This window comes from Amycolatopsis acididurans, assembly GCF_012328925.1.
GTDB classification, from domain to species: Bacteria; Actinomycetota; Actinomycetes; order Mycobacteriales; family Pseudonocardiaceae; genus Amycolatopsis_E; species Amycolatopsis_E acididurans.
The window spans coordinates 1-22770 of record NZ_JAAXLS010000076.1 but is presented as its reverse complement, the minus strand read 5'-3'; the positions used below and the strand labels follow the sequence as shown (position 1 = coordinate 22770).

At 68.8% G+C, this 22770-nt stretch carries 14 protein-coding genes; 5 read left to right on the top strand and 9 right to left on the bottom strand.

The window, feature by feature from the left end:
* Positions 1-768: tyrosine-type recombinase/integrase (locus HFP15_RS40120; protein ID WP_168523497.1), on the top strand; the 768-nt coding region annotated here is incomplete at its 5' end.
* Here the strand turns inward: HFP15_RS40120 and HFP15_RS40115 are convergent.
* The 8 genes from HFP15_RS40115 to HFP15_RS40080 all read right to left on the bottom strand — a co-directional run bounded on the left by HFP15_RS40115 (position 696) and on the right by HFP15_RS40080 (position 15260).
* Positions 696-1193 carry an HAD domain-containing protein gene (locus tag HFP15_RS40115; RefSeq protein WP_168523495.1) on the bottom strand — a complete coding sequence of 166 codons (498 nt, stop codon included), beginning with the start codon at positions 1191-1193 and terminating at the stop codon, positions 696-698. The two genes, HFP15_RS40120 and HFP15_RS40115, sit on opposite strands and share 73 nt — an antisense overlap.
* On the bottom strand, positions 1190-2461 hold the full coding sequence (locus tag HFP15_RS40110; RefSeq protein WP_168523493.1) for an IS256 family transposase: 1272 nt from the start codon (positions 2459-2461) through the stop codon (positions 1190-1192). Before HFP15_RS40110 ends, HFP15_RS40115 begins: the two co-directional genes overlap by 4 nt.
* Positions 2462-2787: 326 nt before the next feature.
* A complete protein-coding gene (locus HFP15_RS40105) occupies positions 2788-3864 on the bottom strand; it encodes a hypothetical protein (RefSeq protein ID WP_168523491.1) in 1077 nt (358 codons plus the stop codon).
* Positions 3861-8279, bottom strand: coding sequence for a coiled-coil domain-containing protein (locus HFP15_RS40100; RefSeq protein ID WP_168523489.1), 4419 nt, complete (start codon positions 8277-8279; stop codon positions 3861-3863). Before HFP15_RS40100 ends, HFP15_RS40105 begins: the two co-directional genes overlap by 4 nt.
* Positions 8276-9046: a hypothetical protein gene (locus HFP15_RS40095; RefSeq protein WP_168523487.1), complete on the bottom strand. Its 771-nt coding sequence runs from the start codon at positions 9044-9046 to the stop codon at positions 8276-8278. The genes HFP15_RS40100 and HFP15_RS40095 overlap by 4 nt, the downstream gene beginning before the upstream one ends.
* A complete protein-coding gene (locus HFP15_RS40090) occupies positions 9043-10638 on the bottom strand; it encodes an amino acid adenylation domain-containing protein (RefSeq protein WP_168523485.1) in 1596 nt (531 codons plus the stop codon). The genes HFP15_RS40095 and HFP15_RS40090 overlap by 4 nt, the downstream gene beginning before the upstream one ends.
* 120 nt (positions 10639-10758) lie before the next feature.
* Complete coding sequence (locus tag HFP15_RS40085; RefSeq protein WP_168523483.1) at positions 10759-13944, bottom strand: AAA family ATPase; 3186 nt, start codon at positions 13942-13944, stop codon at positions 10759-10761.
* A complete protein-coding gene (locus HFP15_RS40080) occupies positions 13941-15260 on the bottom strand; it encodes a metallophosphoesterase family protein (RefSeq protein WP_168523482.1) in 1320 nt (439 codons plus the stop codon). The genes HFP15_RS40085 and HFP15_RS40080 overlap by 4 nt, the downstream gene beginning before the upstream one ends.
* Positions 15261-15386: 126 nt before the next feature.
* Between HFP15_RS40080 and HFP15_RS40075 the strand changes: the two genes are divergently transcribed.
* Genes HFP15_RS40075 through HFP15_RS40060 form a run of 4 tightly spaced genes read left to right on the top strand, consistent with a single transcriptional unit; the run spans position 15387 to position 20306 of the window.
* Positions 15387-16241, top strand: a complete 855-nt coding sequence (locus HFP15_RS40075; protein ID WP_168523480.1) for a hypothetical protein — start codon at positions 15387-15389, stop codon at positions 16239-16241.
* A gap of 48 nt (positions 16242-16289) precedes the next feature.
* The gene (locus HFP15_RS40070) at positions 16290-17441 is read left to right on the top strand and encodes a hypothetical protein (protein ID WP_168523478.1); all 1152 of its coding nucleotides are present in this window, start codon (positions 16290-16292) and stop codon (positions 17439-17441) included.
* Positions 17438-18970: a hypothetical protein gene (locus HFP15_RS40065; protein ID WP_168523476.1), complete on the top strand. Its 1533-nt coding sequence runs from the start codon at positions 17438-17440 to the stop codon at positions 18968-18970. The genes HFP15_RS40070 and HFP15_RS40065 overlap by 4 nt, the downstream gene beginning before the upstream one ends.
* The gene (locus tag HFP15_RS40060) at positions 18960-20306 is read left to right on the top strand and encodes an AAA domain-containing protein (protein WP_168523474.1); all 1347 of its coding nucleotides are present in this window, start codon (positions 18960-18962) and stop codon (positions 20304-20306) included. The genes HFP15_RS40065 and HFP15_RS40060 overlap by 11 nt, the downstream gene beginning before the upstream one ends.
* A gap of 1619 nt (positions 20307-21925) precedes the next feature.
* Here the strand turns inward: HFP15_RS40060 and HFP15_RS40055 are convergent.
* A complete protein-coding gene (locus HFP15_RS40055; protein WP_168523472.1) occupies positions 21926-22636 on the bottom strand; it encodes a hypothetical protein in 711 nt (236 codons plus the stop codon).
* Positions 22637-22770 lie beyond the last annotated feature (134 nt).

Sequence of the window (22770 nt, the reverse complement as noted above, 5' to 3'; positions counted from 1 at the left end):
CGCCGCGCCCTACAGCCGGCCGAACTCGCCGCGATCAACACCGCCGCCGGCACCACCGGCAACGACACCCCACTCGACACGCTGATCCTGCGGCTGCACACCGAAACAGCGTGCCGCCGCGCTGCAGCCCTGACCCTCACTCCCGACGACATCGACCCCGAATGGTGCCTGCTACGGCTGCACGAAAAGAACAACCTCGTCCGCTGGCAACCAGCCAGCCCCACACTCATCACCGCGCTACTGGACCACCACACTCGCCGCGGCCCCGGCAACCCCACCGAACCGTTACTGCGCTACCGCGACGGCTCCCCGATCACCACCCGCCGCTACGACCACCTCTGGCACCGCATCGGCCTACACCTGCCCTGGGTAACCAAACAAGGCATCACCACCCACTGGCTCCGCCACACCACCCTCACCTGGGTCGAACGCCACTACGGATACGCGATCGCACACGCCTACGCCGGACACCACGACCACACCGACACCGCCACCCCCACCTACCTTCACGCCGACATCCACGACCTGGCAACCGCCCTCGCAGCCCTCACCGGGGAACCCCACCCGCTGGCGCCCGTGCCAGGGTCAATCGATATCTCACCGCCACTCAAGCGCAGTAGCCGGACACGCGATGTCCAAAGAATGGCGACCCCCCGCATAAGGAGTAATTGTCAATACCTGTGGATCGCGGGCGTTCAGGGTGCCCGTAGCCAGTGGTCGAGAACCGCGATGTCCTCGACGGTGAGACCGCGGGACGGCGGGACATGATGGAGCAGAGCGCGGCCGCGATGGTGCGTGGACACCCACTCGCGGTCGGCATCGGTGATCTCATCGTCGACCCAGATAAAGGGGCGTCCGTCTGCCCACTCCGCCAGCGACCGGGTCTTCCAGTGCAGACCGAACCACTGGTCTTCGCGCTCGCGCTCAGCGGTGGGTTCCGGCCAGTGCACGACCGGCAACGACGGTAGCCCCAGCCGGGGTGCCATCTCGGTGTTCGCTTCCTGTTCCCAAGTCGTGGCCCAGATCAAGTCACACGGCAACGTGGCCAGCCGAAGCCCCACTTGCGGGTTGAGCCGGTTCAGGTACGAATCCACCCCGGCACCGGGCGGTTCGTGGCTGGTGCCGTCACCGAAGGGCAGCAGGGTTCCGTCGATATCGAGGAACAGCAAGGGACGTTGCCGGTCAGTCGTCATGCCGCGGTGTCCTCGTCGCGTTCGACCAGGACACCGCGCTCGAAGCGGGCACCTGCGCGTACGAGCGCGACCAGGTGCGGGGCGTTGACCGCGCGCCAACGGGCCTGGGCCGACTCGATCAGTTTGAACGCCATCGCCAGCCCGGCCGCCCGCGAGCCTGGCCCCTTGGTGACCTTCGTTCGATGCCGGACGGTAGCGAACGTGGACTCGATCGGGTTGGTCGTACGCATGTGAATCCAATGCTCAGCCGGGTAGGCGTAGAACGCCAACAACTCGTCAACGTCGTCGGTGATCTTCGCGACGGCCTTTGGGAACTTGGCTGCGTAGGCGGCCTCGAAGGCTTTCACCGCGTCGAGGCCGTGCCGGCGGTCCTCGGCGTTCCAGATCTCCGCCAGCGCCTTCTTCGCCCCCGGATGCGCCGTCTTCGGCAGCGCGGCCAGCACGTTGGCGATCTTATGGAACCAGCACCGCTGCTCCCGAGTGGCAGGGAAGACCTCGCGTAACGCACCCCAGAACCCCAGCGCTCCGTCCCCGACCGCCAGCACCGGCGCGGTCATCCCGCGCCGGGCGCAATCGCGCAGCAGATCCGCCCACGACTCGGTCGATTCCCGGTAGCCATCGGCCAGCGCGACCAGCTCCTTGCGGCCGTCGGCCCGAACTCCGATCATGACCAGCAGGCAAAGTTTGTGTTCCTCCAGCCGGATATTGACGTGGATACCGTCCGCCCAGAGATAGACGTAGTCCACTCCGGACAGATCCCGGTCGGCGAAGGCGCGTTGTTCGGCCTTCCATTGCTCGGTCAACTTCGTGATCACCGCGGCGGACAGGCCCTTCGCGGAGCCGAGGAACTGGCCCAGCGCGGGTACGAAGTCCCCCGAGGACAGGCCGTGCAGGTACAGCAGCGGCAGCACCTCGGTGATTTTCGGGGTCTTGCGGGCCCAGGCCGGCAGGATCGCCGAGGCGAATCGCTTCCGCTCGCCGGTGTCCGGGTCGACCCGCTTGTCGTTGATCCGTGGCGCGGTGACCTCGACGGCCCCGGCGCTGGTGAGCACCTCGCGGGGTTGGTGGTAGCCGTTGCGCACGACCAGGCGGTGGCCGTGCTCGTCGCGCTGGTCGGCGAATGCGGTGATGTAGGCGTCGACCTCGGCGCGGAGGGCTTCGGCGAGCATCCGGCGGGCGCCTTCGCGGACGATCTGGTCGATCAACGATGACTCCCCCGTGGCCGACCGGTCGTCGTCGGAGGTGGGGTCAGGGACTACGGTGAGCAAGGGCGTGCCTTCCCAGCCGGCGCTGCAACGCCAGCTTGTACGAGACCTCTGTTACTCGATCACCGGGAAGGTACGCCCTTCACCGGCCGATCCACAGGTCTCGATCATTGCTCCGCATAAGCAAACTCTAGATATTGCCATCGACGTTAACGACAACTTCTCCCCTGTCGCAAGTCTCTCGCGTAACTGCCAAGGAAACCGGCGTCTGATGACTAGCCTTTTGAACAAAGTCGAGCCTGCCACTTCATGACGTTGTCGAGCGGACGCGATCGCTTGCGTGCGTCCGTCCGGACTTGCGACCGGTCCATGGCCGGGACGCCGATCCGTCAGTCCCCTTTCTCGGAGGGGGCAAGCCATACGGCGGCGCTGAGTAGGCCCGGCGCCGCACGGAGCGCCTTGAGCCCGAGGCTTTCCTGCGCAATCCGCGTGCGACCGCGAAGCACTCGCGAAACCTCGTCGTGGAGCTCTTCCGGCAGCCACCTGATCAACGAGGCGACATCCACCGCCCCGCGGCTGGATCGGTCCGGGCGGAGCGTGCCGTGGTCGAGTAGCCATCGGTACAGGGTGGCCGCTGGACGGAGCTGAGGAAGTCCCAGCTCCGTCGCGGTTTCGGCGGCTTGAGCAGCGGTGCGGAGTCCAGCGACATCGAGATCTCCGAAGTAGAACAACGCCTGCGGTGGTGGTTCCAGGAGTTCGACCGCGCCGACACCAACCGGAAACTGGTTGCCGATCCCCCATCCGAGGTGCATGGCAGGCCGGCTGGCCGGGTCGAGGCTGCGCGCGAGGGTGAGTAGCGACTGGAACGTCGCGTTGTTTTCAGCGACCAGCAGCCTCGGATACCCGATGCCGTGGACATATTGGGACGGGAAGAGCAATGGCGGCTGGTGGCAGACCAGTATTTCGAGGGTGAGCGCGCGGGAAGTGAACAGACGTTTGGTGAGCAGGACGTTCAACGCCTTCTCGTCGCCGAATACCTCTAATGCGCGTTCTTCGAGGGGAACCCGTTCGGGGTCAGGGTTCGCGCGCAGCCAGGAGGCGATCCGCTCCAGCAGGTCGAGTTCGTCGGGACGGCTGGCAATGGCTGCTGCCGCTGCCAGTACGTCCGGCCATACGCGCCCGGTGGGGGTCGCCTTCACCTCACGTGGCGCGGTGGGTTTACGTATCCACCGCGGCAGTGGCGGGCGAGTCCGGTCGTCCCATCCGGACTGCGACTTGGGCAGGACGACCCGTCCGTCGTCGGCCAGAGTTCGCAGGGCTCGGGCGATTTTGTCGCGTCCGAGGGGGTCGCCGACCAACGATGGATCGTTTGTGGTCGCACATCGTAGGAGATCGGCCACCTCGAAACGCTGTGCCGGCTGTCCGGCGATCCAGGCAGCGATCACCTCGGTCAGGTCGCCGCTCATTCGACTGCCTCGGAAGACTCAGCATGAGCCACCCGCACGCCCCCGACCGTCCGGGTCCCGGCTTGCCCGTTCTCTTCTTCGACTATGTACCGCCGGTTCCGTGTCCGGCCCGGCCGGTTTTCCAGCCTGATGACTGTGGGGAAGCGAGAGACGGCGTCGGGATCCTTCACGCCGGTGGTGTACACCAGCTGTACGCGGTGCGCCGCCGCGACCGCACGTTGTAGTCGCACAAGGCTGCCGTGCGACGCCCTGCCGATCGGGTTATCCAGCAGCAGGACCCCGCCGGAGCGATCACGACGTCCGGAATTTGCCGCGCGGAGCGCGGCGATAGTGCAATACAAAGCGACGCACACGGTGAGTTTCTCGCCACCGGACCATTTGCCGAGCCGGGTGATGTCCTCGGTGGTGGACACCACGTCCAACGTCGGCTTCAGCACCTTCACCCGGAATCCGGCCGGCCCGGCCACCTCGTGCACCGCGTCCTTCAGCAACGGCAGGCCCTCGACCTTGACCCGCGCTTCGATCCGGCGCTCGATCACCCTGTCGACGTAAGCGCGTAGATCCGCTTCGCTCGCCGGTGCGGTAAAGCCGATCCGCAGCACCTGCTTGCCAGACCAGCCGCCGAGCTGGGTGTTAACCCGCGAGTAGCGCTCGGCCTTGCGCAGGGTGTCCAGGGTGCCCAACACCAGGTGCGTCAGAGAGTTGACGACGATCGCCTGGTCCTTGGCGATGTCAGCCAGTTCACCCTCGATCATCTCTGCGCGCAGCCTCAGCTGCCGGATCAAAGCCCCGGCCTGGTCGGCAACGACTTCCTCCGGGTCGTGCACGAGCCGGTCCTTGGCCGGAGTTGCCACGGTCTGGAACCGGCTGCCAATGGCCCGGAGCTCCCCGACCGCTCTGGTGCGCGCTCCCACCTTGGTCGTCACCCGCTCGTGCGCTGCCTCCACCCGCCCGGCGATTTCGAGCTTCCGCGTCCGGGCCGCGCCTTCGTCGCCGGGGAACGGAGCTGCCGTGGCGACGGCCGCCTCCGGCAGCCCGTCGGCCAGGAGCCGGAACGCGCCGGCGCGACCTTCGAGCCGAGCTCGCTGCCCCTTCAACTCTTCGACTTTTCGCTCCGCCACGCCACGGCGTTCGATCGCGGCCTGCCCGAACCCCTCTTGTTCGGTGGCAAGCGCGTCGGCCTGCTCGGCGTCGACGGGCTCCACCGGCAACGCCCGCCGGGGCGGTTCCGCTCGGCGGGAACTGATGGTCGCGAGGTCGGTGCGGCGATTCGTCGTCTCGCCCTCCGCCCGGCCGAGTGCGGTCCGAGCCTCGCTCTCCTTCCGCCGAGCCGCGGCCAGTGCCGCCGTCCGGTCACCGGGTGTCTGGCCGTGCCGGGTCTGCAGCAGCGCGGTAGCCCTCTGCAGCACGGTTTCGTCGGTTTCGCGGAGCGCCACGTTCTCGTCGGCGAGCTGGGCGTTCAACGACCTTTCCCGCTCGGCCAGCACGGACTGGGCTGCCTGTGCCTCCCAAGCGCGATCCGCTTGGTCGTAGTTGGCGCGCAAGGTTTCCAGCAGAACGGCTTCGTTGTCATCGCCTTCCGGTATCGGGTCCAGGAATCGGATCCTGCCGGCCTCGCTCCTGCGCTCTTCGGCTGCAGCGTTCTCCCGGTTCACTGCTGTGGCATACGCCGAGACCTCCTCGCTCGAACGATCACGCTCGGCCTCGTGGTGGAGGACGCTGCCCGCCGCCAGACCGGACTCCGCGGTGGCCTTTTTCCGTGCCTGTCGCCAGCCTTCAGCACCGTCGGCCTTGGGAATTAATGTGGCCAGTAGCGCGCGCATTCGCCCGACGTCCGAGATCCCGGTGCTGGTGTCCCGCTCCTGCTGAGCATCCAAAGTTTCGGCTTCGTCGAGGTCATCAAGGTCCTGCCGGACGGTCTCGGCGGCTTTCGCCAGCCCGGCGAGCGTGCCGTCGAGGTCGCCGAGACGCCGCTCGAGCCCGGCAAGGTGACCGGCCGGGCAGTCCGCCAAGAAACGCGTGAGGTCCTCGAGTAGCCGTCGGTCCCGGTCGCGGTCGTCGATCAGGGCCGATCGTTCGCGGTCGTGGTCGGCAATGCGCAACTGGATGCGGCGGATCGCCGCGTCGGCGACGGCGGTGTCGACGAGGCCCCGGTGCAGCCCCGTCCACACCGGGGTGACCGTTGGGCGGTGCTCGTCCGTGGCGTCCGCGCGAGCCAGCACAGACGCGTCGCCGGCCGTGTAGAGGCCGACGAGCGCGGTCGTGGAAGCGTCGGCGTCCATCAGGGTGAGTGCGGCTTCTTCCGCGTCGCCGGTCGCGACGACGACGCCCATCCCGACCCGCACCAGGCCCGGATCTTCCAGCAGCTCCTGGAGCCGGGAATCGGGCAGCACGGACAGTAGGTGCGTCCACCCGGTTTCCGATGAGATGCCGTGGTCCAGCAGGATCGATTGCACGCGGTCCGCGTCCAGGGTCGTGGGCAAGAGGCCGGTGCGCGACTGGGTTTCGGCGGCGCGGCGGTCCTCCATGCGCTCCGCCTCGTGCCGGACCAGAGCCACGTCGACGCCGACGATTTCGTCGGTGAGGCGCCGCGTCAATGTGCCTGACTCGCCCCACAAATCGACCGGTGAGTCTTCACCAGCCTCGGTCAGGTCGAGGACCCGTTGATTGCCGGAGAGTTCTCGTGCCCGGTCTTCCAGTGACGCGTGTTCGGCGGCGACCCGCTCTCGTTCGGTGTCGAGCTTGTTGATCTCAGTGGCGACCTCCGCCTGACGAGCGGTCAGTTTCCGGCGAGCGGCTGGCCTCGCCGCTCGCCTGGCACGCACTGCGCCCAATGTCGTTTCCAGAGCCCGAAGCTTGTCCCCCAAGTTGCTGTCGTGCTCGCGGGGATCGGTCGCCGCCGAAGGCAACGCCCCGGCGCGCACGGCTGCCTCGATGTCGGAATCGAGGCCATCCAGCTGCGCCTGTGCTGCGGCCACCGCTTTGTCGGCCTCCCGGACCAGCCCGCGAAAGCGTTCCGCTTCGGCCCGATGCTCTTGCACGGCTCGCTCCGCTTCGCCCTTGTCTATGCCGGCCTGCTCGGCCGCCTCCCCATGCTCAGCGGCGATGGCAAGCAGACGCAGCCGCAACCGAGCGGCGTGTTCGTCGTGCTCACGACGCTGTGGCGCGGTGCGCGTCCGCTCCGCGGCGGCCTCGCGAGCGTTGGCCGCGAGATCGGCCTCCAGCTTGCTCTTGGTCGCGAGGTGGCCAGCCGCCTCCCACGCGATGACCGTCTCCGCGGCGTCGTGGACGGTCTCGTGCGCGGTGTTCTCCGCGCGTTCGGCAGCCTCGACCCGAAAGCGCGCAGCACGCAACTGGTACAGGTAAAGGAGGTCGTAGGCAATGCCTTGCTGCTGATCAGCCGAACTCCTGGTCCGCTCGGCTTCCCCCGCGCGCTCGCCGAGTGACTCGATCTGTGCGTTCGCTTCCGCCTCCGTCGCGGCGAACGCGGCAGCGAGCCCAGCAGCTTCACGAAGCGCGTCACCGTGGGCCTCCTGCGCGTCGATGACTTCGTTGTGCACCACCTCGAGCCGGGTCAGCCCCGTGACAGACTCCAGGCAGAACTCCCGTTCCGCGGTCTTCGCTGGTTTGGTCTGCAGCAAGGAGGCGATGGCCGAAAGCCGTGTGGCCACGTTCTCGGCGTCCTCGGGCGCCACCGTGAGGTCGATGAGCAAGTCGATGAACTCCCGGGCGGAGGCGAACTTGAACATGTCCTCCACACCGCCCTCGACGTGGTTCATCTGCTTCTGCGTGCGGAACAGCTCCGGGTCGAGCCCGCGGTTCGTCAGCGCGGTCGTCCACTCGTGCTGCCTGCTTGTGACCACCAAATCCGCTGCCTGCGGATGGGAGGCCGCCGCTTCGCGCACCGCGGCGACGAAGGAATTCAGCCGCAGCGGCGAACCCGACTCGTCCGACAACGGCACGCGGTCGGCGTCAAGCACGCCGGGCACCACGTAGAACGCATAGTACGAGCAGTGGAGTTTGTCCCGGGCCCGGTCGGCCTCCGCGGGGCGGCGAAGGTCCGCCCACTCGTACACGGCACCGGTGACGAGCACGTGCTCCGGCGCGCCATCGAGGGTGTCCGTCGCGGCCGGGTGCCAGACCGCGATCGTGTGCGCGGTGTCGCCTGTGTCCACATAGTCGGTGAGGCTGCGCTTGGCGACGCGGCCCAGGAAGTCGTTGGCGTTCGGCAGGACCAGCGCATAGAACAACGACAACAGGGAGGACTTGCCACCGCCGTTGCGCAGCCACACGACGCTGTCCGCAGGCGATCCTGAGCTGCCGTCCGGAGCGGTGAAGTCGAGGACGAGGTCGGTGAAGCGGGCTGACCGCTCACCGACCGAGTACAGCCGGAGGCCCGCGAGGTGGTAGGTCACGCGCCCGCCTCCTCGTCGAGCGGAACGGGTGTCACGTTCGTCCGCCCCAGGTGTTCACCGCGGCCAACCGCGGCGAGCACCGTGTACGCCGGTTCGCTCGCCATGTCTTTCACTTGAATGCGGAAGCGTTCTGTCAGCAGCCATGTTCCTCCGGAACTTTCCGGACGCGCCATCCCCTGCTCGGCGAGCCAGGCGAGCGTGTTCCGCACCCAGTACAACGTGCACTTCGGCGACAACCGGCCAGCGCCCCGGCCGCGATCGCCGACCCGGGTGGCGGGCTTCTCGTGGTACGCGCGCCAGGCCTCGTCCAAGCCCTCCTCCGGGATTGGCTCTCCGGCGGCATCCCTGACCCGGAGACGGTCACACGCGGCACGCAGCCACTGCTCGAAGTCAGTTTCGGGTACCCGCCGCACACGTTCCTCGTCGAGGTCGGCCGGGCTCGGATAGGCGTAGGCCGCGATGCCGACCAGCACCAAGCCAGCGAGCAGGCGCCCGTCCCTGGTGGTGGCATTCGGCAAATCTGCGACCCGGAAAGCGAACGGCGATTCGGGGTTGACCCCCAGGACCAACCCGAAGTCGCCGTCGGACAGCACACGGGTGTCCAAGCCGTGGAGGACCGCGTCGGTCGCGAGCCGGAAGTCCGGCTCGGTTCGGTACCGCCCGAGTACCCGGCGGTACTCGGGGCTGCGACCGGGCCGCTGGTTCGGCTGCAACGCGAAAGCCAACAAGAGGCCGAGGTCGGTGTGGTCAGCTTGAGTGAGCGTCATCGCCTGGTCCTTGCCGGGCCACCGTGGTTTGTCACCGGAACGGGATCGGCAGTCTGCAGCGCGTCCGGGTGCGCGACGACGACGAGGTCGTCGCCGTCCCAGCCGTGCAGGTCAAGGCGCACCCCGTCGGTGTCGGCGACTGCCCGGGGACCGAAGATGCGCGTGGCGAGATCGGCTGACGCGGGTTCTTCGGAGTCGGACTGCTCGGGCGCGAAGCACCACAACGCCGCCAGGGCGAGGATCTCGGCCGTCGCCTGCTGGTCCGCAGTCCCATCCGGGGAGGTGAGAGCCTCCGCCAGCAAGGCCGAGAGCCGGGCAGGAAGGCCGGTCCGCTCGACGACCTCTGTCGCGGCGGCGACCACCTCAGGGGCGATGGTCGGCGGATCGGCGTCACCGAGCTCGTCCAGGTCGGTGCCCGGATCGGGTGCGGCCTGTTCGCGGATCGACCACAGGTCGTCGACCAACCGGTACAGCCTCGGCAGCTTCGGCGGTCGCGGGCCGGTGACATCGGAGAGCCACCTGTCGGTGATTTCGAGCGCCGTCGTGGCGCGGAGCCTCAGGAGCGGTTCCAGCACCTCCCCGCTCAGGTCGGGCAGGTAGCCAAGCGCTGGTGGCCGGAAAGCCTGCCGGTCCTGTTCGTCGAGGAACACGCTGCGGGCGGTGATCACCTGGGCATGCAGCGACTCGTGCCGGCGCGCGCACTCGGTGAGCAGCCCCGCGATCCGCGCCGCGGCCGCCGTCACCTGCTGGTCCTCAGCCTCAAGCGACTCGCGGACCTTCGCCAGCAAACGGTGTTCGGATTCGAGCCGGCCCGCGATGTGCTGCCGCGCCAGGTCGAGCCGCTCAGGCACCTGCTCGGCCCACTCGTCGAGCACGGCCCGGAGATCGCGGCGGGTGTCCTTGAGCAGCCGGGCGAGGTCCTCGGCAAGGGAAACCGACAACAGCCGCGCCCGCACAGCCGCCTTCTCGGCGGCGTCGAACGCGCCCTTGGCCAGTTGCCGCTCGAGCATGATCTCATTGGCGACCTGCTCGTCTTCGACGTCGAACTCGAGCCCGCCGACAAGAGCGTTGATCGCGTCCCGGCTGGCGTTGATCACCACGTCGCCACGGACAGGTTCTTCGCGCTCCACGAGCAGCCGGAACTGCACCTGGCGCTGCCGGTGGGCACCCTCGCCAGTGTGGTCGCTGATCCGGTAGGTGAACGGCGCGTCGCGCGCGGACCTGTTGAGCAGCGCGTTCACCGTGAACTCGGCGACGCGGACGTGCTCCTCACTGGACCGGCCCGGAGCCGCCCGTGCCGCCAGCGTGGTCAACCCACGGACGAGGTCCCCGTAGGTTGCCTCCTCCTCGAACCCTTGCCGCGCGATCACCAGGTCGATCGTCGCGAGCGCCAGGGTCGCAACGTCGTACGTGTCGCCAGGCCAGTCCTGCCGACCGGCAGCTACGACGGCTTCAATGATCGGCCGCGACCGGAGCAACGCGGCCACGCGCGCCGGGAACGTCGGATCCGCGGGCGGAAGGTCAGCCGCGCGACGATCGACCGGGCCTGCGGTGGGCACTCCTTCCATTCTAATCTCCCCTCTTACAACCAACTACGAAGCGTAAGGATGAAGGGCTCGAGAAGCCAGTTTCAACATCTTTACGTTGCGGCGTGAGATAACCCGTCCCAAAATCTGGTTCGCTCAGCTGTTTCGTGCGACCGGTCGCCGTCACTACGCCAGCGCCTGTAGCCCGCTGACCAGATCCGCCTGCACGAGCTCGTCGCGTTCGGCCGGCGTCAGCCACCGCGCCCTTGACCCGGTGGCGCCGCGTTCGACCCACAGGACGTCGTCCACGGCTTCGGCGACGGCGTGCAGGTGGCTGATCACCATGACGAGACGGTCGCCGCCGACGTGGGTGCGCAGGACTTCCAGGGCACCCTGCAGCGCTGTGGTGTCGAGGGCCGCGAAGCCTTCGTCCAGGAACAGCGAGCCGAGCCGGGGCCCGCTCCGGGAGTGCAATTCGGCCAGCGCCAGCGCGAGCGCGAGAGAGGCCAAGAACTTCTCGCCGCCGGACAGCCGGCTCGGGGTGTGGGCGATGCCGGAATTGCGGCTGACGATTTCGAAGGTTTCCGCGAAGCCGAACCGCAGACCGGTCAGCTGTCCGAGCAGTTCGCTGGCGATGCCCAGCAGTGCCCGGGTGTTCAGCTCGGTGAGGTGACCGAGGAACTTGGCGTCGACGAGTTCGCCGCGCAGCACGTCCAGCGCGGCCAGCCGTGCCTGGCCGGCCTCGATGGCGAAGTCCAGGTCGGCGGCGGGCTTGATCTGCTGCTGCGCCGTTTTCTCAGCGGCGCGCTGGGCTTTGGCCTCCTTCAGGGCCGTCGCGCGGGTAGCGACGACCGGATGCAGCAGCTCCGGATCCGTCAGTTCCGCGGCGGGGTTGAAACCGTCCACATCGGATAGTTTCGCGGCCTGCTCGCCGAGACGGGTGCGCGCCGCTTCCGCGCGAGCCGAATGGGCGGTGCTGGTCTCGATCAGGTCGCCGTGCAGCTCGGCGGCGGCTGCCGCCAAGGTGGTGGCGAACGTCCGGATCTCGGCAATTCCGGATTCTGCGGCGGCTTGGGGCACCCGGCTCCGGCTGGTTCCGGGCAGCTGAGCCTCCGCTTGCACGGCAGCGTTCGCCCACCCGTCCAAGCGACTGCGGAGCCTGTTCAGCGGCTCATCCACTGCCGTGCGATGCTCCTGGTCGAGGACGAGCTGCAGGGTGAGGACGGTGTTCTTCTCACTGCGCACCGCATCTCGCGCGGCGACCAGCTCCTTGACCTCCTCCAGCCGAGCGGCGATCGTCTCGGCCGCGACGGCCGCGGCGACGGCGCTGACGTCGATCGCATCGTCCGGCAGGAGCGCGCCGATCCGGCGTGGCAGGGCGCCGAGCTCCGCGGCGGCGGCCCCCACGGCGCGCGTGTGCCGTGCCGACGCCAGCCCGGCCGCCTTGACCGCCTTCTGGTGCGCGGCCCTGCGTCCGCTCAGCGCCTTGATGTCGGCCTCGATCGCGGCGGTTTCCCGGATTTCGTCGGCGCGCAGCCCTTCCGCGCGAGCGGCGACCGCGTCTTCGCCCGTGGCGAGGGCGGCGACGATGCTCTCGGTGAGCTGTGCGGGGTCCGGGCTGCTGTCGCCCGAGCGGGTGGCCAGGGCGATGGTGGCCGCGGTCAGCGTCGCCGAGGCGGTTTCGGCGTCGAAGGTTTCCTCTGCTTCCACTGCGACCGAAGCGAATTCCGCGAGGAGCTGCAGCGCCGTCTCGGTTGCTCGCTGCGCGTTCTGCTCGACCAGCCGATGGTCCTTCGCGCGTCCGGACGCGGTGGATATCGCCGTCTTCACCGCGGCGCCTGCCTCGGCAAGTTCGCGGGCCGCTTTCTGCCCGTCGGCCTTCGCTTCGCGCACCAATGCTCTCGCCCTGGCGAGTTCGGCCGCGCTCGCCCCGGCGTCCACTTCGAAGTCACTGGGCAGTCGTCGCCGGCACACCGGGCAGTTGTCGCCTGGGTGCACCTCGGAGGCGAGGGCCGCCGCCTGGTGGCGCAACCGGAGGGCGTCGTGTTTTTCCTCCGTCTCCGTGAGCCGGTTTTCGGCGGCCAAGGCCTTTTCCTCAGAAGGCGTGACGGCCTGCTGTGCGGCATCGACAGCCTTGACAGCGGCGCTATGAGCCTGGGCGGCGACAGCGACTTGCTGCGCCGCCGCGGTCGCTTCGGTCACGTGCGCGCGAACGGAGAGGCCGAGCGTGTGAAGCCGCTTGTTCACGGCGGCTGCGGCATCGGCGAGGTCGGTGAGGGGCTTGGCCAGCTCGGCTCGCCGGGTCAGCGCCGTCCCGGCTGTCGCGATGGCGTCGGCTTCGGCCGCGAGCTCCGTGTTCAGCATGGCGAGCCGGTCGCGCTCGCCCCGTTGGTCCTCGGCTTGCGTCGCGAGCTTCGCCACGACCGCGGCGGCCTTGGCGAGTTCGTCCGGCCCTTCACCTTGAGCCTCGATGTCTTCGATCTTCGTAGTCAGGGCGCCGTCACGCTCGTCGGCCGCAGCGGCACGGGAGTTCAGGGATTCCCGTCGGGCGGAGAAGTCGGCGGCGACAGGCTCGAGGGCGTCCAGGATGGACGCGGCGTCCCCCACAGCCTTCCCTCCCAGGGACCCGGCGGCACCGTCGGCCTCGTCCGCCGCCTTGGCAGCGGCGATTGCCTCCTTCTGCAGCGACGAGACGGTATCGATGGCGGAGCCCAACCGTTCGGCGGCGGCTTCTGCGGCGCCGGCCGCCGCACCGGCTGCCTCGGCGGTCTGCGCCGGGTCGTCGGGCATGGCCTGTCGTTTGATCCTCGCTTCCGCGAGCAGGTCCGTGAGGCTCTCCCGGTGGCGGATGGCGCCCGTCCGGACGGACTCAAGAGCGTCGGTCCCGAACAGCTCGCGCAGTCGTTCGTTCCGGTCTTTCGGAGGGGCAGTGAGGAGCTGGTCGAACTTGCCCTGGGGCAGCAGGCCGACCCGCAAGAAGGTGTCGTAGCCCATCCCCAGCACGGTCTTGATCCGGACGTCGACGGCGCTCGCGCCGTCTTCTTCGTGGCCGGTGTCGAGGTTGATCAGGTGGTGTCGTCCGGCGTTGGGATTTTTGGCGTGCATGGTGCGCTGCACCTTCCAGCGGTGCCCGTGGTGCAGGAAGGTGAACTCGACGCTCATGGCCTCAGCGCCATCGGCGATCAGTAACCGGACTTCCCGTGCGTCCCAGGAGCTCTTGCGGAACAGGGCGTAGGTGATGGCGTCGAGCAGGCTGCTCTTGCCGGCGCCCGTGTCGCCGAGCGCCGCGGCCAGGCTCTTGCCGGTGAAGTCGACCGTGACCTGGCTCGGGTAGCTGCGGAAGCCGGTCAAGGACAGTTCCACGGGTCTCATCGCCGTTCCTCCGTTCCGGTGGCGTCGGCACCGATCAGCAGGCCGGCGCGGTCGACACCGTCGAGGCTCTCCCCGGCGATGGCGGCGGTCAGCAGCGTCTCCTCGCAGCAGGGGGCCGGCTCGGCGGGATCCGGCTCGGCCTGCAGGTCCGAGAACGTGGCCATGACGTGGCCCAAAGCGCGCCCGGTAGTTCCGCGACCGGGCAGGTACTCGCGCAGCAAGTCCTCCACGCCAGGCAGCTCCGCAGTGGCGGCCGTACGGTCCAGCACCTGGCCGGCGGCACCCGGGATGCGTTCCTCGATGCCGACGATCGTCGCCTGCGGCAGCAGCTTGGCGAGGGCCTCTGCGAGGAACGCGGCAGGCGCGTCGACGTCTACCACCGCTTTCACCCAGGCGTCGCCGACGCGCTCGGCGCCCTGCGCGATCTCCTCGAGCCTCCCGGTCAGGTGCACCAGCCGGCGGCCGGACTTCAGCGGAGCGAGTTCGATCAGGGGTGCCCTGCCTGGGGCGATCTCGGCCAGGACGACGCTCTTGGTGTCGCGGGTCTCGCCGAAGTCCAGCTGCAGCGGGCTGCCGGCGTAGCGGGCGGGGAATCCGGCCCGGTCGACGCTCTGGGGCTTGTGGATGTGCCCGAGCGCTCCGTAGTCGACGCCGGGCAGGTCGTCGGCGGCGACGGCGTAGTCGGCGTCGATCGAGACCGGCCGCTCGGAGTAGGAGGGCGTGGCCCCCTCGACGAAGAGGTGCGCGGCGAAGAGCAGGAGGTCCGCCGGACCGCGGTCGGCGGCCAGGCGGCGGTATACGTCGGCCTGGACGGCGCGAACGCGCTCGGCGTAGGTCGCGGTGGCCGCCCCGGGCTCGGCGAAGTCGTAGGCGAACCGGTTGGGGTGCAGGTACGGCAGCGCGCCGATGCGCAAGGTCAGGTCCCCGCGCGCGGCCGGGTACTCGGCGATCAAGAGTCCGTCGGGACGGGCTTCGGTGGCGAAGCGCACCCGGACCTCGTCGCCCGCCCGATTGCCCATGTCGGTGAGGACGTAGTCCAGGAACCGGAGGACGTTGGGGGTGTCGTGGTTGCCCGCGACGACGACCACCGGAGCGGTGTCGCCGAGCCGCCGCAGTGCGTGAGCGGCACGGTGGACATCGTCGAAGCCCGGGCGCCCGTCGAAGAGGTCGCCGCTGTGCACGATCAGATCGGGACCGAAGTCCGCGGCGATCTCGACGATCTCGGCCAGGACCGCGTCGAACTCGGCGTCGCGCCGGTGGCGGCCGATCTGCCGGCCGAGGTGCCAGTCGGAGGTGTGGAGCACGCGTCCCGTCATGGGGATGCCTCCCTGGAAGAGTAACGGCGTCGGCCGAAGCCGCGTCTGTGGGTGTGGCAACGGCCACCGTACACGACTTCTCAGGAAAAGTCTGGACGAACTCTGGAAGTCTGGTACGCTTCGATCATGAGCGACCCGCTGGATGCGCTGGAGGAGAACATCGCCACGCTGCGCCGCGCGATCCGCGATGCGGCCGCCGCAGGCGACTCCGTTCGGCTCGGCGAGCTGCGCGCGCAGCTCCGCCGCGCTGAACGGGCCTGGAGCGCCCTCGTCGACACCGACGACGCGTCCGTCGCTCCCACGACTGCCGAGCGGATGGACGCGCAGCCGAGCGCGCCGGTCGGCCGGGGAGCGATGCTTCCGGCGCGAGAGCACGCCCACCGGGCGCTGATGCTGCTGCGGACCCCCGCCGCACCCAAGCTCATCGTGAGCGTCCACGAGGCTTTTTTCCCCGGCGATCTGTCCGCGTCGAAGCTGTCGAGCCTGCGCCGGGACGAGGAACGCTCCTTTCGCGCCGCGCCCGGCTCCCGGCCGTACTACCTGTGCCCCGCCTTGACCCACGACCTGTTGTCACCGGCACGGGCGCTCGTCACGATCAGCACCTGGCGGCTGGAGCAGCGGATCATCGGCCCACTGTCTCCCCGCGCGGACTTCCTCACCGGCGCGATCCGCATCGCCGAGGCGATCCGCGCCTCGGCCGATTCACCGGACACCGAGCCGAGTCCGACGGCGTGGCGCCTGCTCTGGCGCTTCGCCGTGAACATCCCCGGTGCCATGAGCACGAAGCCGGCCACCGATGCCGGCACACCTGACCCCAACCAGGTGATCGACGCGGCCCGCGCCGAACTGGACGTGCACGCCGACACCGACCACGCCACCCGAGCCGAGTCCGCCCACCGGGCACGCAAGCAGCTCAGCGACGCTCAGCAGCTATTCGGCGCGTCGCTGCGGGACGTCGGACACCGGCAAGCCGAAGCTTGACGCCATGCCCCACCGCACCTAGTCGCACCACCGCAAGGAACTAACATCGTGACCGCAACTCCCAACCAGCGCCTCGACGCGCTGCGCGGCCCGGCACCCCGCGTGCGCCACAACGCGCGAACGCTGGCCGCGCTGGAGAACAACCCCCGTTGCATGCTGCGTGCCGTGCTGGACGCTTCCGGCTCCGACAAGGCCAAGATCGCCGCGCACGCCGGCTACCCGACACCGTTCGGCCAGTCCACCTTCGCCATCGCGCGCGGCAACGTCTTCGAGTCGATGGTGAAGGCCAACGGCTGCGCGGAGCTGCTGCGGGTCCTGCGCGAGACCCTCCAGCTCACCCTGCCGGAGGTGGGGTACCAGGACCTCAACGACGTCGGCGGTGACGGCAGCAACCAAACCCGCCACGCCCGCACCGCGCAGCTGCTGACGGCCGCCGCCCGGGGCCAGGGCAGCGACACGCTCTACGACCACCCGCTGCTGCGGCTGGTCGTCGGCGGGCATCCGGTGTTCCTCGAGCCGGACCTCGTCGCCTTCCGCATCGGCGACCGCTTCCACATCGTGGAGATCAAGAGCTTCCCGATCGTCGACGGCCAGGCCGCACCGGCGCAGGTGCGGTCGGCGACGACCCAGGCGTGTGCCTACATCATCGCGTTGCGGGCCATGCTCGCCACGGGCGGCATCGGACCCGAGGCCGTTTCCGACACGATCGTGCTGGTCGCGCCGAAGGACTTCACCAACCGCCCGACCGGGGCGTTCGTCGACGCCCGCAAGCAGGTCGCCACCCTGACCCGGCAGCTGGACCGGATCGAGCGCATCGGCGACCTGGTCGGCCTCTTGCCCGAAGGGCTGACATTCGACCTCGCAGCCGACGACACCGGTCGCCCGCGGCGTCCGGCCCAGGAGCTGGCCGAGGCGCTGGACCAGGTGCCCGCCACCTACTTCCCGGACTGCCTCAACCATTGTGAGATGGCGTTCTACTGCCGCTCCCGGGCCCGGGCCGAGGGTTCGCTGGACGTGCTCGGGCCCGCCGTGCGCGAGCACCTCGGGGGCATCGACACTGCGACCATGGCCCTCGGCCTGGCCGGCGGGACGCTGACACCGAACGACGACCAGGTCGAGATGGCCATCGCGTTGCGGCACGCCGCCCGGCTGCGGGCCGAGCTGCTCGACTCCCCCGGCACAGCGGGACCGGGCTCATGAGCCGGGTATCGGCGCTGGCCCACTTGGAGGCCATGGCGGCGATGACCGCGGAGCCGCAGACCCGGTTTCGGCACCGGCACCTGTCCGACCGGCCGCTGGTGGTGATACCGCTGACCATGGCCGGGGAAGCGGGCACACCACTGGCGGTGCTGGTCGGCGAAAGCAGCCGGTCGTCGACCCTCCTGGTCGTCGGTCAGCCGCGCAACCGGGACCAGCGGTTCGCGTTCGCCGCCGAGTTCGGCCGGATCGTGATGGACTACATTGACTCCGTTCGCCAGGACCGCCGAGACATCCCGACCCGTGGCAAGGAACGGCGGTCCCGCTACACGTCGGCTCCGCAGGTCCTGGTTCCCAACCCCGGTGGGATCAAGGCGCTTGGCGACCTGGGTCGGATGTGCCGGTTCCGCCGCACGACCGGCCCGTACCCGGTACCCGCGGTCGTCCCCGAAGTCGGGAAGTGGCTGACGTTCCTGGTCGAAACGGCCGAGCAGGCGGGCACCTCGATGCTGCTGCCGATCACCGACCTGCTCGCCGAGCACTGGGCCACCGGCCAGAGCGCCCTCGAAGACCAGAACCTGGCATCGCTCATGGCCTGGATCGCTCCTCCCGCAGGGCTGACCGTCCAGGAGGCCATGTCCGACGCCGAGAACCCCGCGTTGTGCCCGCCCGCGGGGCCCGCGACGTCGACGGAGTTCGACAACACCTACCTCGCCCCCGCGATGCGGCGGTTCGACACCGCGCGCGCGGCCGGCAACGAGCAGGCGCTGGCCGAAGCCCAGACCGACCTGCGGGGTCTGCTCGGCGAACAGCTCAACCCGACCTGGCGACTCATGTGGACCGCCGTCTCGCTGCTGCGCGGCGTCCCCGAGGCACCGCGGGCGGCCACGCGCTTCGAGCGCGACTGCGACTCCTTCACGGACTACTCCGACTACCAGGACTCCGGCGATGCCCGGCCACAGCCCAAGCGAGACGGCGCGATCCGGGCCGCCCGACGGCTGAGCAAGCTCGAGCGCGCTTTGGCCGACTTCGAAGCCGACATGGCCTTCGACGACCCGTACGTGCGCGCCGACCGGCGCAGCCTCGGCGAGGCGTTCGCCGGAACGGTCGTAGCAGCCGAGCCTGACCGGGTCGTCACCAGCCAGGCGAACCGGCGGCTGCTCAGGCCGCGCGTCACGGTCCGCACCCTGGATCCCGTCCGGCTGGCCGACGACACCACGCTGATCAGCCCGACGATGCCGCCCGGGCACAAAGCCGAGATCTTCTCCACCGCCCGCGACGGCGAAGCCAGCTTGATCACGGTCGAGGTCACCGGCGGCATGGGCCGCGGCCGCGTCCCGACGCCGGGAACCGTACCGGCGGTGGGGCAGCGCGTCGATTACCTGCCCGACCCCGGCTGGCGCCCGACCCCGGTATTCCCGGAAGCGGGCCACGTGCCGTGGACGCACGCCGGTGACCCAGAGGACTCCGAATCCGTGGACCCCGTCGAGGCCGCCCAGGCCGCCACCGAGGAGTGGGGCGATGACACCTGACGACCACGCCAGCTTCGACCCGGCCGCGGCCGCCGCCGCGGCGACCACCGCGATCCTGGCTGACCTCGCGGAGACCGGCCACCGGGCGGTGGTCGTCGACTCGCCACCAGGCGCCGGCAAGAGCACGCTGGTGGTCCGCGCCGCCGGCGACCTCGTCGCGGGTGGCGAGCGGCCGATCATCGTCGCCCAGACCAACAACCAGGTCGACGACTTGACCGTCCGCCTGGCCGAGACACACCCGGACATGACCATCGGCCGGCTGAGCGCGACCGGCTACACCGCGCCGCCGTCCGTCGAGGCCCTCGCGAACACCGTCGTCGCCACCCGCGTGGCCGACCTGGCCGGCTGCCGGATCGTCGTCGGCACCTCCGCCAAGTGGGCCACGGTCCGCGACACGACCTTCGGGTGGGCGATCCTGGACGAGTCCTACCAGATGCGCTCGGACATGCTGCTCCAGATCGTCGAGCAGTTCGACCGCGGCCTGTTCGTCGGAGACCCCGGCCAGCTGGACCCCTTCACCGTCGTGGGCACCGAACGGTGGATCGGGTTACCCCACGACCCGACGCGCAACGGAGTTACCGTGATGCTGGACCACAACCCCGGCACCCCCGTGCACCGGCTGCCGGTGTCCTGGCGCCTTCCGGCCACCGCCGCCCCGACCGTCTCGCGGGCCTTCTACCCGTTCGCCGACTTCACCGCGGGAACCGGAGAAGGGGTTCGCGCGCTGGAGTTCCGCGCCGCGGGATTCGGCAGCACCGCCTTGGACGAAACCCTCGCGATGGCGTTCGCCACCGGCTGGGCATTGCACGAGCTGCCCCGCCGCCACGTCCCGCGCACCGACGGCGAGACGATCCAGGCCGCCGCGGACCTCGCCGTCCGGCTACTGGACCGCGGCGCGGTCGCGACCTGCGAACGCCACCGCGGTGGCCGGGTTCTGGACGCGGGTGACATCGCGATCGGCGTCGCCCACCGCGACCAAGCCGACCTGGTCCGAGCCGCGCTCGCCCGCACGGGCCGCCTGTACGCGGCACACGTCGCGGTCGACACGGCCAACCGCCTGCAGGGCCGCGAGTTCGAGGTCGTGATCGTGGTGCACCCGTTGTCCGGGCGTCGAGACGCCACCACGTTTCACCTGGAGACCGGGCGGCTGTGTGTACTCACCTCCCGTCACCGACAGGCGTGCATCGTCGTGGCCCGGGAGGGAATCACTGACCTCCTCGACAGCCAACCATCGACAGAGGCCGTGCACCTGTCCGTTCCGGCGAAGTTCCCAGACGGTTGGGAAGCTAACCAAGTCATGATGGCCATGCTCGAAGGGCATCGCGTTGCTGCGTGACGCCACCACCAGGCCGCAGTGAAGCGCACCACCGGGGGCGGATGGCGTCGACTACTCTCGCCCACCCTCGCACGACCGGGTTACAGACAGACCCGACCGAGCACGACACGCCCGAGCCCGGCGCGCCGGAGGCCAGCGCGCAGGCGCGGCTGGCCTCGGAGATGGTCAAGCACGGGTGGACGCAAGGAGCTGACTCACCGGCCGGACAGGGCTGCTGAAGCAGCAAACCAGAGCGCCTTACAAACCAGATGGCATTGTTCTCCCGCTTTTGCCAGCGAATTCGGGAAACACCGGATCACCCCGAATTGCCGCGTGATCCACAGCGACGTATCATGTGTCGCATGAGCACTCCTGCGAAGCAGGAATGCTTGGGGTGTGTGATCATGTCCCCCCTCGGACACAATCGTCGACCGTTTGACCTGCGGTTCTTTCGTAGGGAGATCGGGTATCCGCCGGATGTCGTCTAGCCGGAAAACCGCAGGTCAGCGACGTGGGGGTTCGAATCCCCGATATGCGTGGTTGTGCCGGTCTGTGCGAGATTGTCTACATCGTCGCCCAGCAACGCAACGCAAGCTGACTCGCCGTTGAGCTTGCCGCCTTTCGGTCCGGTCTTCCTCCGCGTCGGGGCGAGGCCCAGTGTAAGGCCACTCGGTCGGCGCAGTGCGTGTTGCAGGACGCCGGTCGGGCTACCGCTGACTCGGGCAGTCGTGGCGGCCGAGGCACCGATCGCCGTTGGTCCGCTCCACTGTGCCGGCGCACCCCAACTGCGAGGCCGTCTCTGCTACTCCGAGGCCGATGCGGTCGCGCTGGACCGCCCTCGCTCGGGGTCTGTCCGTCGCAGCGGCAGCCGGCAACCTCCGGGCCAACCCCGAGACGTCGGGGACCTGGAACCGACCAGTCATGCCGACCGACACCGGTCCGACGCCGAAGCCGGTCCTTCGTCGCCGACGGTTCGCCGGGCGTGCTCGCCGCGTGTCTTGGGAGGTCATGCCCCGTGATCGACAGGGAGTTGGAGTATGCGACGAGTTCCCTGAGAAGGACTGGCAGTGCCGGTGGCCACGGAATGGCGTATGCCGTTGTAGGCCAGGTCCCACAGGGCTTGATTGCGTTGAGCATCAGAGAGCTTCAACGAACCGATTTCTCGTCCAACCGAATCCCGGAGACGCAACATTTGGTTCACACCCGCGGATTTCACTTCAACTTGGGTCAATTGGTATACGTCGACCCAATAACGACCGTTCTGCAACCACGTAGCACCCGCGGCGAGCCAGACGTTACTGAAGATCTTGTATATGAGCCACCCGCCCACCAGACTCAAGACCCAGAAGAAGGATAATCCGGGCCGCAGAACCCAGGTGAAGCTCCAACTGTTGACCGTGGGTAAGCCAAGAATAATCAGCGCAGTTATAGCACCTATCCATAAAGCGCTCCGCGGCGTCTCTTGTCGCCATTCCAAGATGGGACCGCGATCCTCCGGCGAGGGTGGATGGTTTCGGGGCTGCCGATCGGTCGGGGTTGCCTCATTGCCGGCGAAATTTCGGGGGGCGCGGGGTGGCCGAGGGGAGCCGGTACCGGCATCCGGCCGGGGCGGCAATGGACTCTGCGGAGTTGTCACGGTTTCAGAAGATACTCGAGAAGAAGTGGCCAACGGCCTTACCGGCATTCTCCACGCCATGACCGACATCGGTGGCGACGCCGCCCGCCCAATGCGAGATCTCCGGCCAGTGGTTCACCACCTCACCAACACCGTATGCGACGCCGACGCCGATACCCACCGCGGCCAGCGTCACCGGGCCGCCCGCCAGGCCAACCGTCCCGGCCAGAGCCAGTGCCCCTTCCGTGGCGGCGGTTCCAGCCACGAAACCACCCATGTCCGCACCGACATGCTTCGCGATCGCCCCTGCACTCTTATCCTTATCGTCTACAATGTCGTACCCGGTTTGCCCAATGGCAAGCAGGCCGCCCACGACCGGTATCTTCTCCGCGACCGATCCGAGTTTTCCTGCTACGCCCGGGATGTCATCAACGCTGGCCTTGAGCAAATCGCCAATCTTCGTGCCGCGCAACCCTGCCGTCAAAGTGCTGTCACTCTTGAGCAAGTTCTCAAACTTCGCGGCATCCTGTTCGTAAGCTCCGGCTTGAGCGGCGGTACGCGAGATGTCATAGGGATCTTTCAAACGATCGGCGACGTTGCGCCAAATCTGCGCCTGCTCGGTTCTCGTTTGCGCGATCTCAGCCCACTTATTGGCTTTATTGATAGCGGCACCAACGACGCCCGTCGTGACGCCGGCCGCGAGCCAGTACTTTTGGTCGCTGGCGTCCTTGAGCATCGTCTGCCGGGTCTGTCAAACGAGCGGTGTAACTCGGGTTGAAGGGGAACTACTTGCGTCCGGCGGCCAGACGGCCGTCGAAGGCGATCTCGAACGCGTTCAGCGCGGGTTTCCACCGCATCGTCCAGCGTTTC

Coding starts and splice junctions, on each gene's coding strand:
- HFP15_RS40065 (WP_168523476.1), top strand. CDS start 17,438: ATGAGCCGGGTATCGGCGCTGGCCCACTTGGAGGCCATGGCGGCGATG.
- HFP15_RS40055 (WP_168523472.1), bottom strand. CDS start 22,636: ATGCTCAAGGACGCCAGCGACCAAAAGTACTGGCTCGCGGCCGGCGTC.
- HFP15_RS40075 (WP_168523480.1), top strand. CDS start 15,387: ATGAGCGACCCGCTGGATGCGCTGGAGGAGAACATCGCCACGCTGCGC.
- HFP15_RS40085 (WP_168523483.1), bottom strand. CDS start 13,944: ATGAGACCCGTGGAACTGTCCTTGACCGGCTTCCGCAGCTACCCGAGC.
- HFP15_RS40060 (WP_168523474.1), top strand. CDS start 18,960: ATGACACCTGACGACCACGCCAGCTTCGACCCGGCCGCGGCCGCCGCC.
- HFP15_RS40115 (WP_168523495.1), bottom strand. CDS start 1,193: ATGACGACTGACCGGCAACGTCCCTTGCTGTTCCTCGATATCGACGGA.
- HFP15_RS40080 (WP_168523482.1), bottom strand. CDS start 15,260: ATGACGGGACGCGTGCTCCACACCTCCGACTGGCACCTCGGCCGGCAG.
- HFP15_RS40105 (WP_168523491.1), bottom strand. CDS start 3,864: ATGAGCGGCGACCTGACCGAGGTGATCGCTGCCTGGATCGCCGGACAG.
- HFP15_RS40095 (WP_168523487.1), bottom strand. CDS start 9,046: ATGACGCTCACTCAAGCTGACCACACCGACCTCGGCCTCTTGTTGGCT.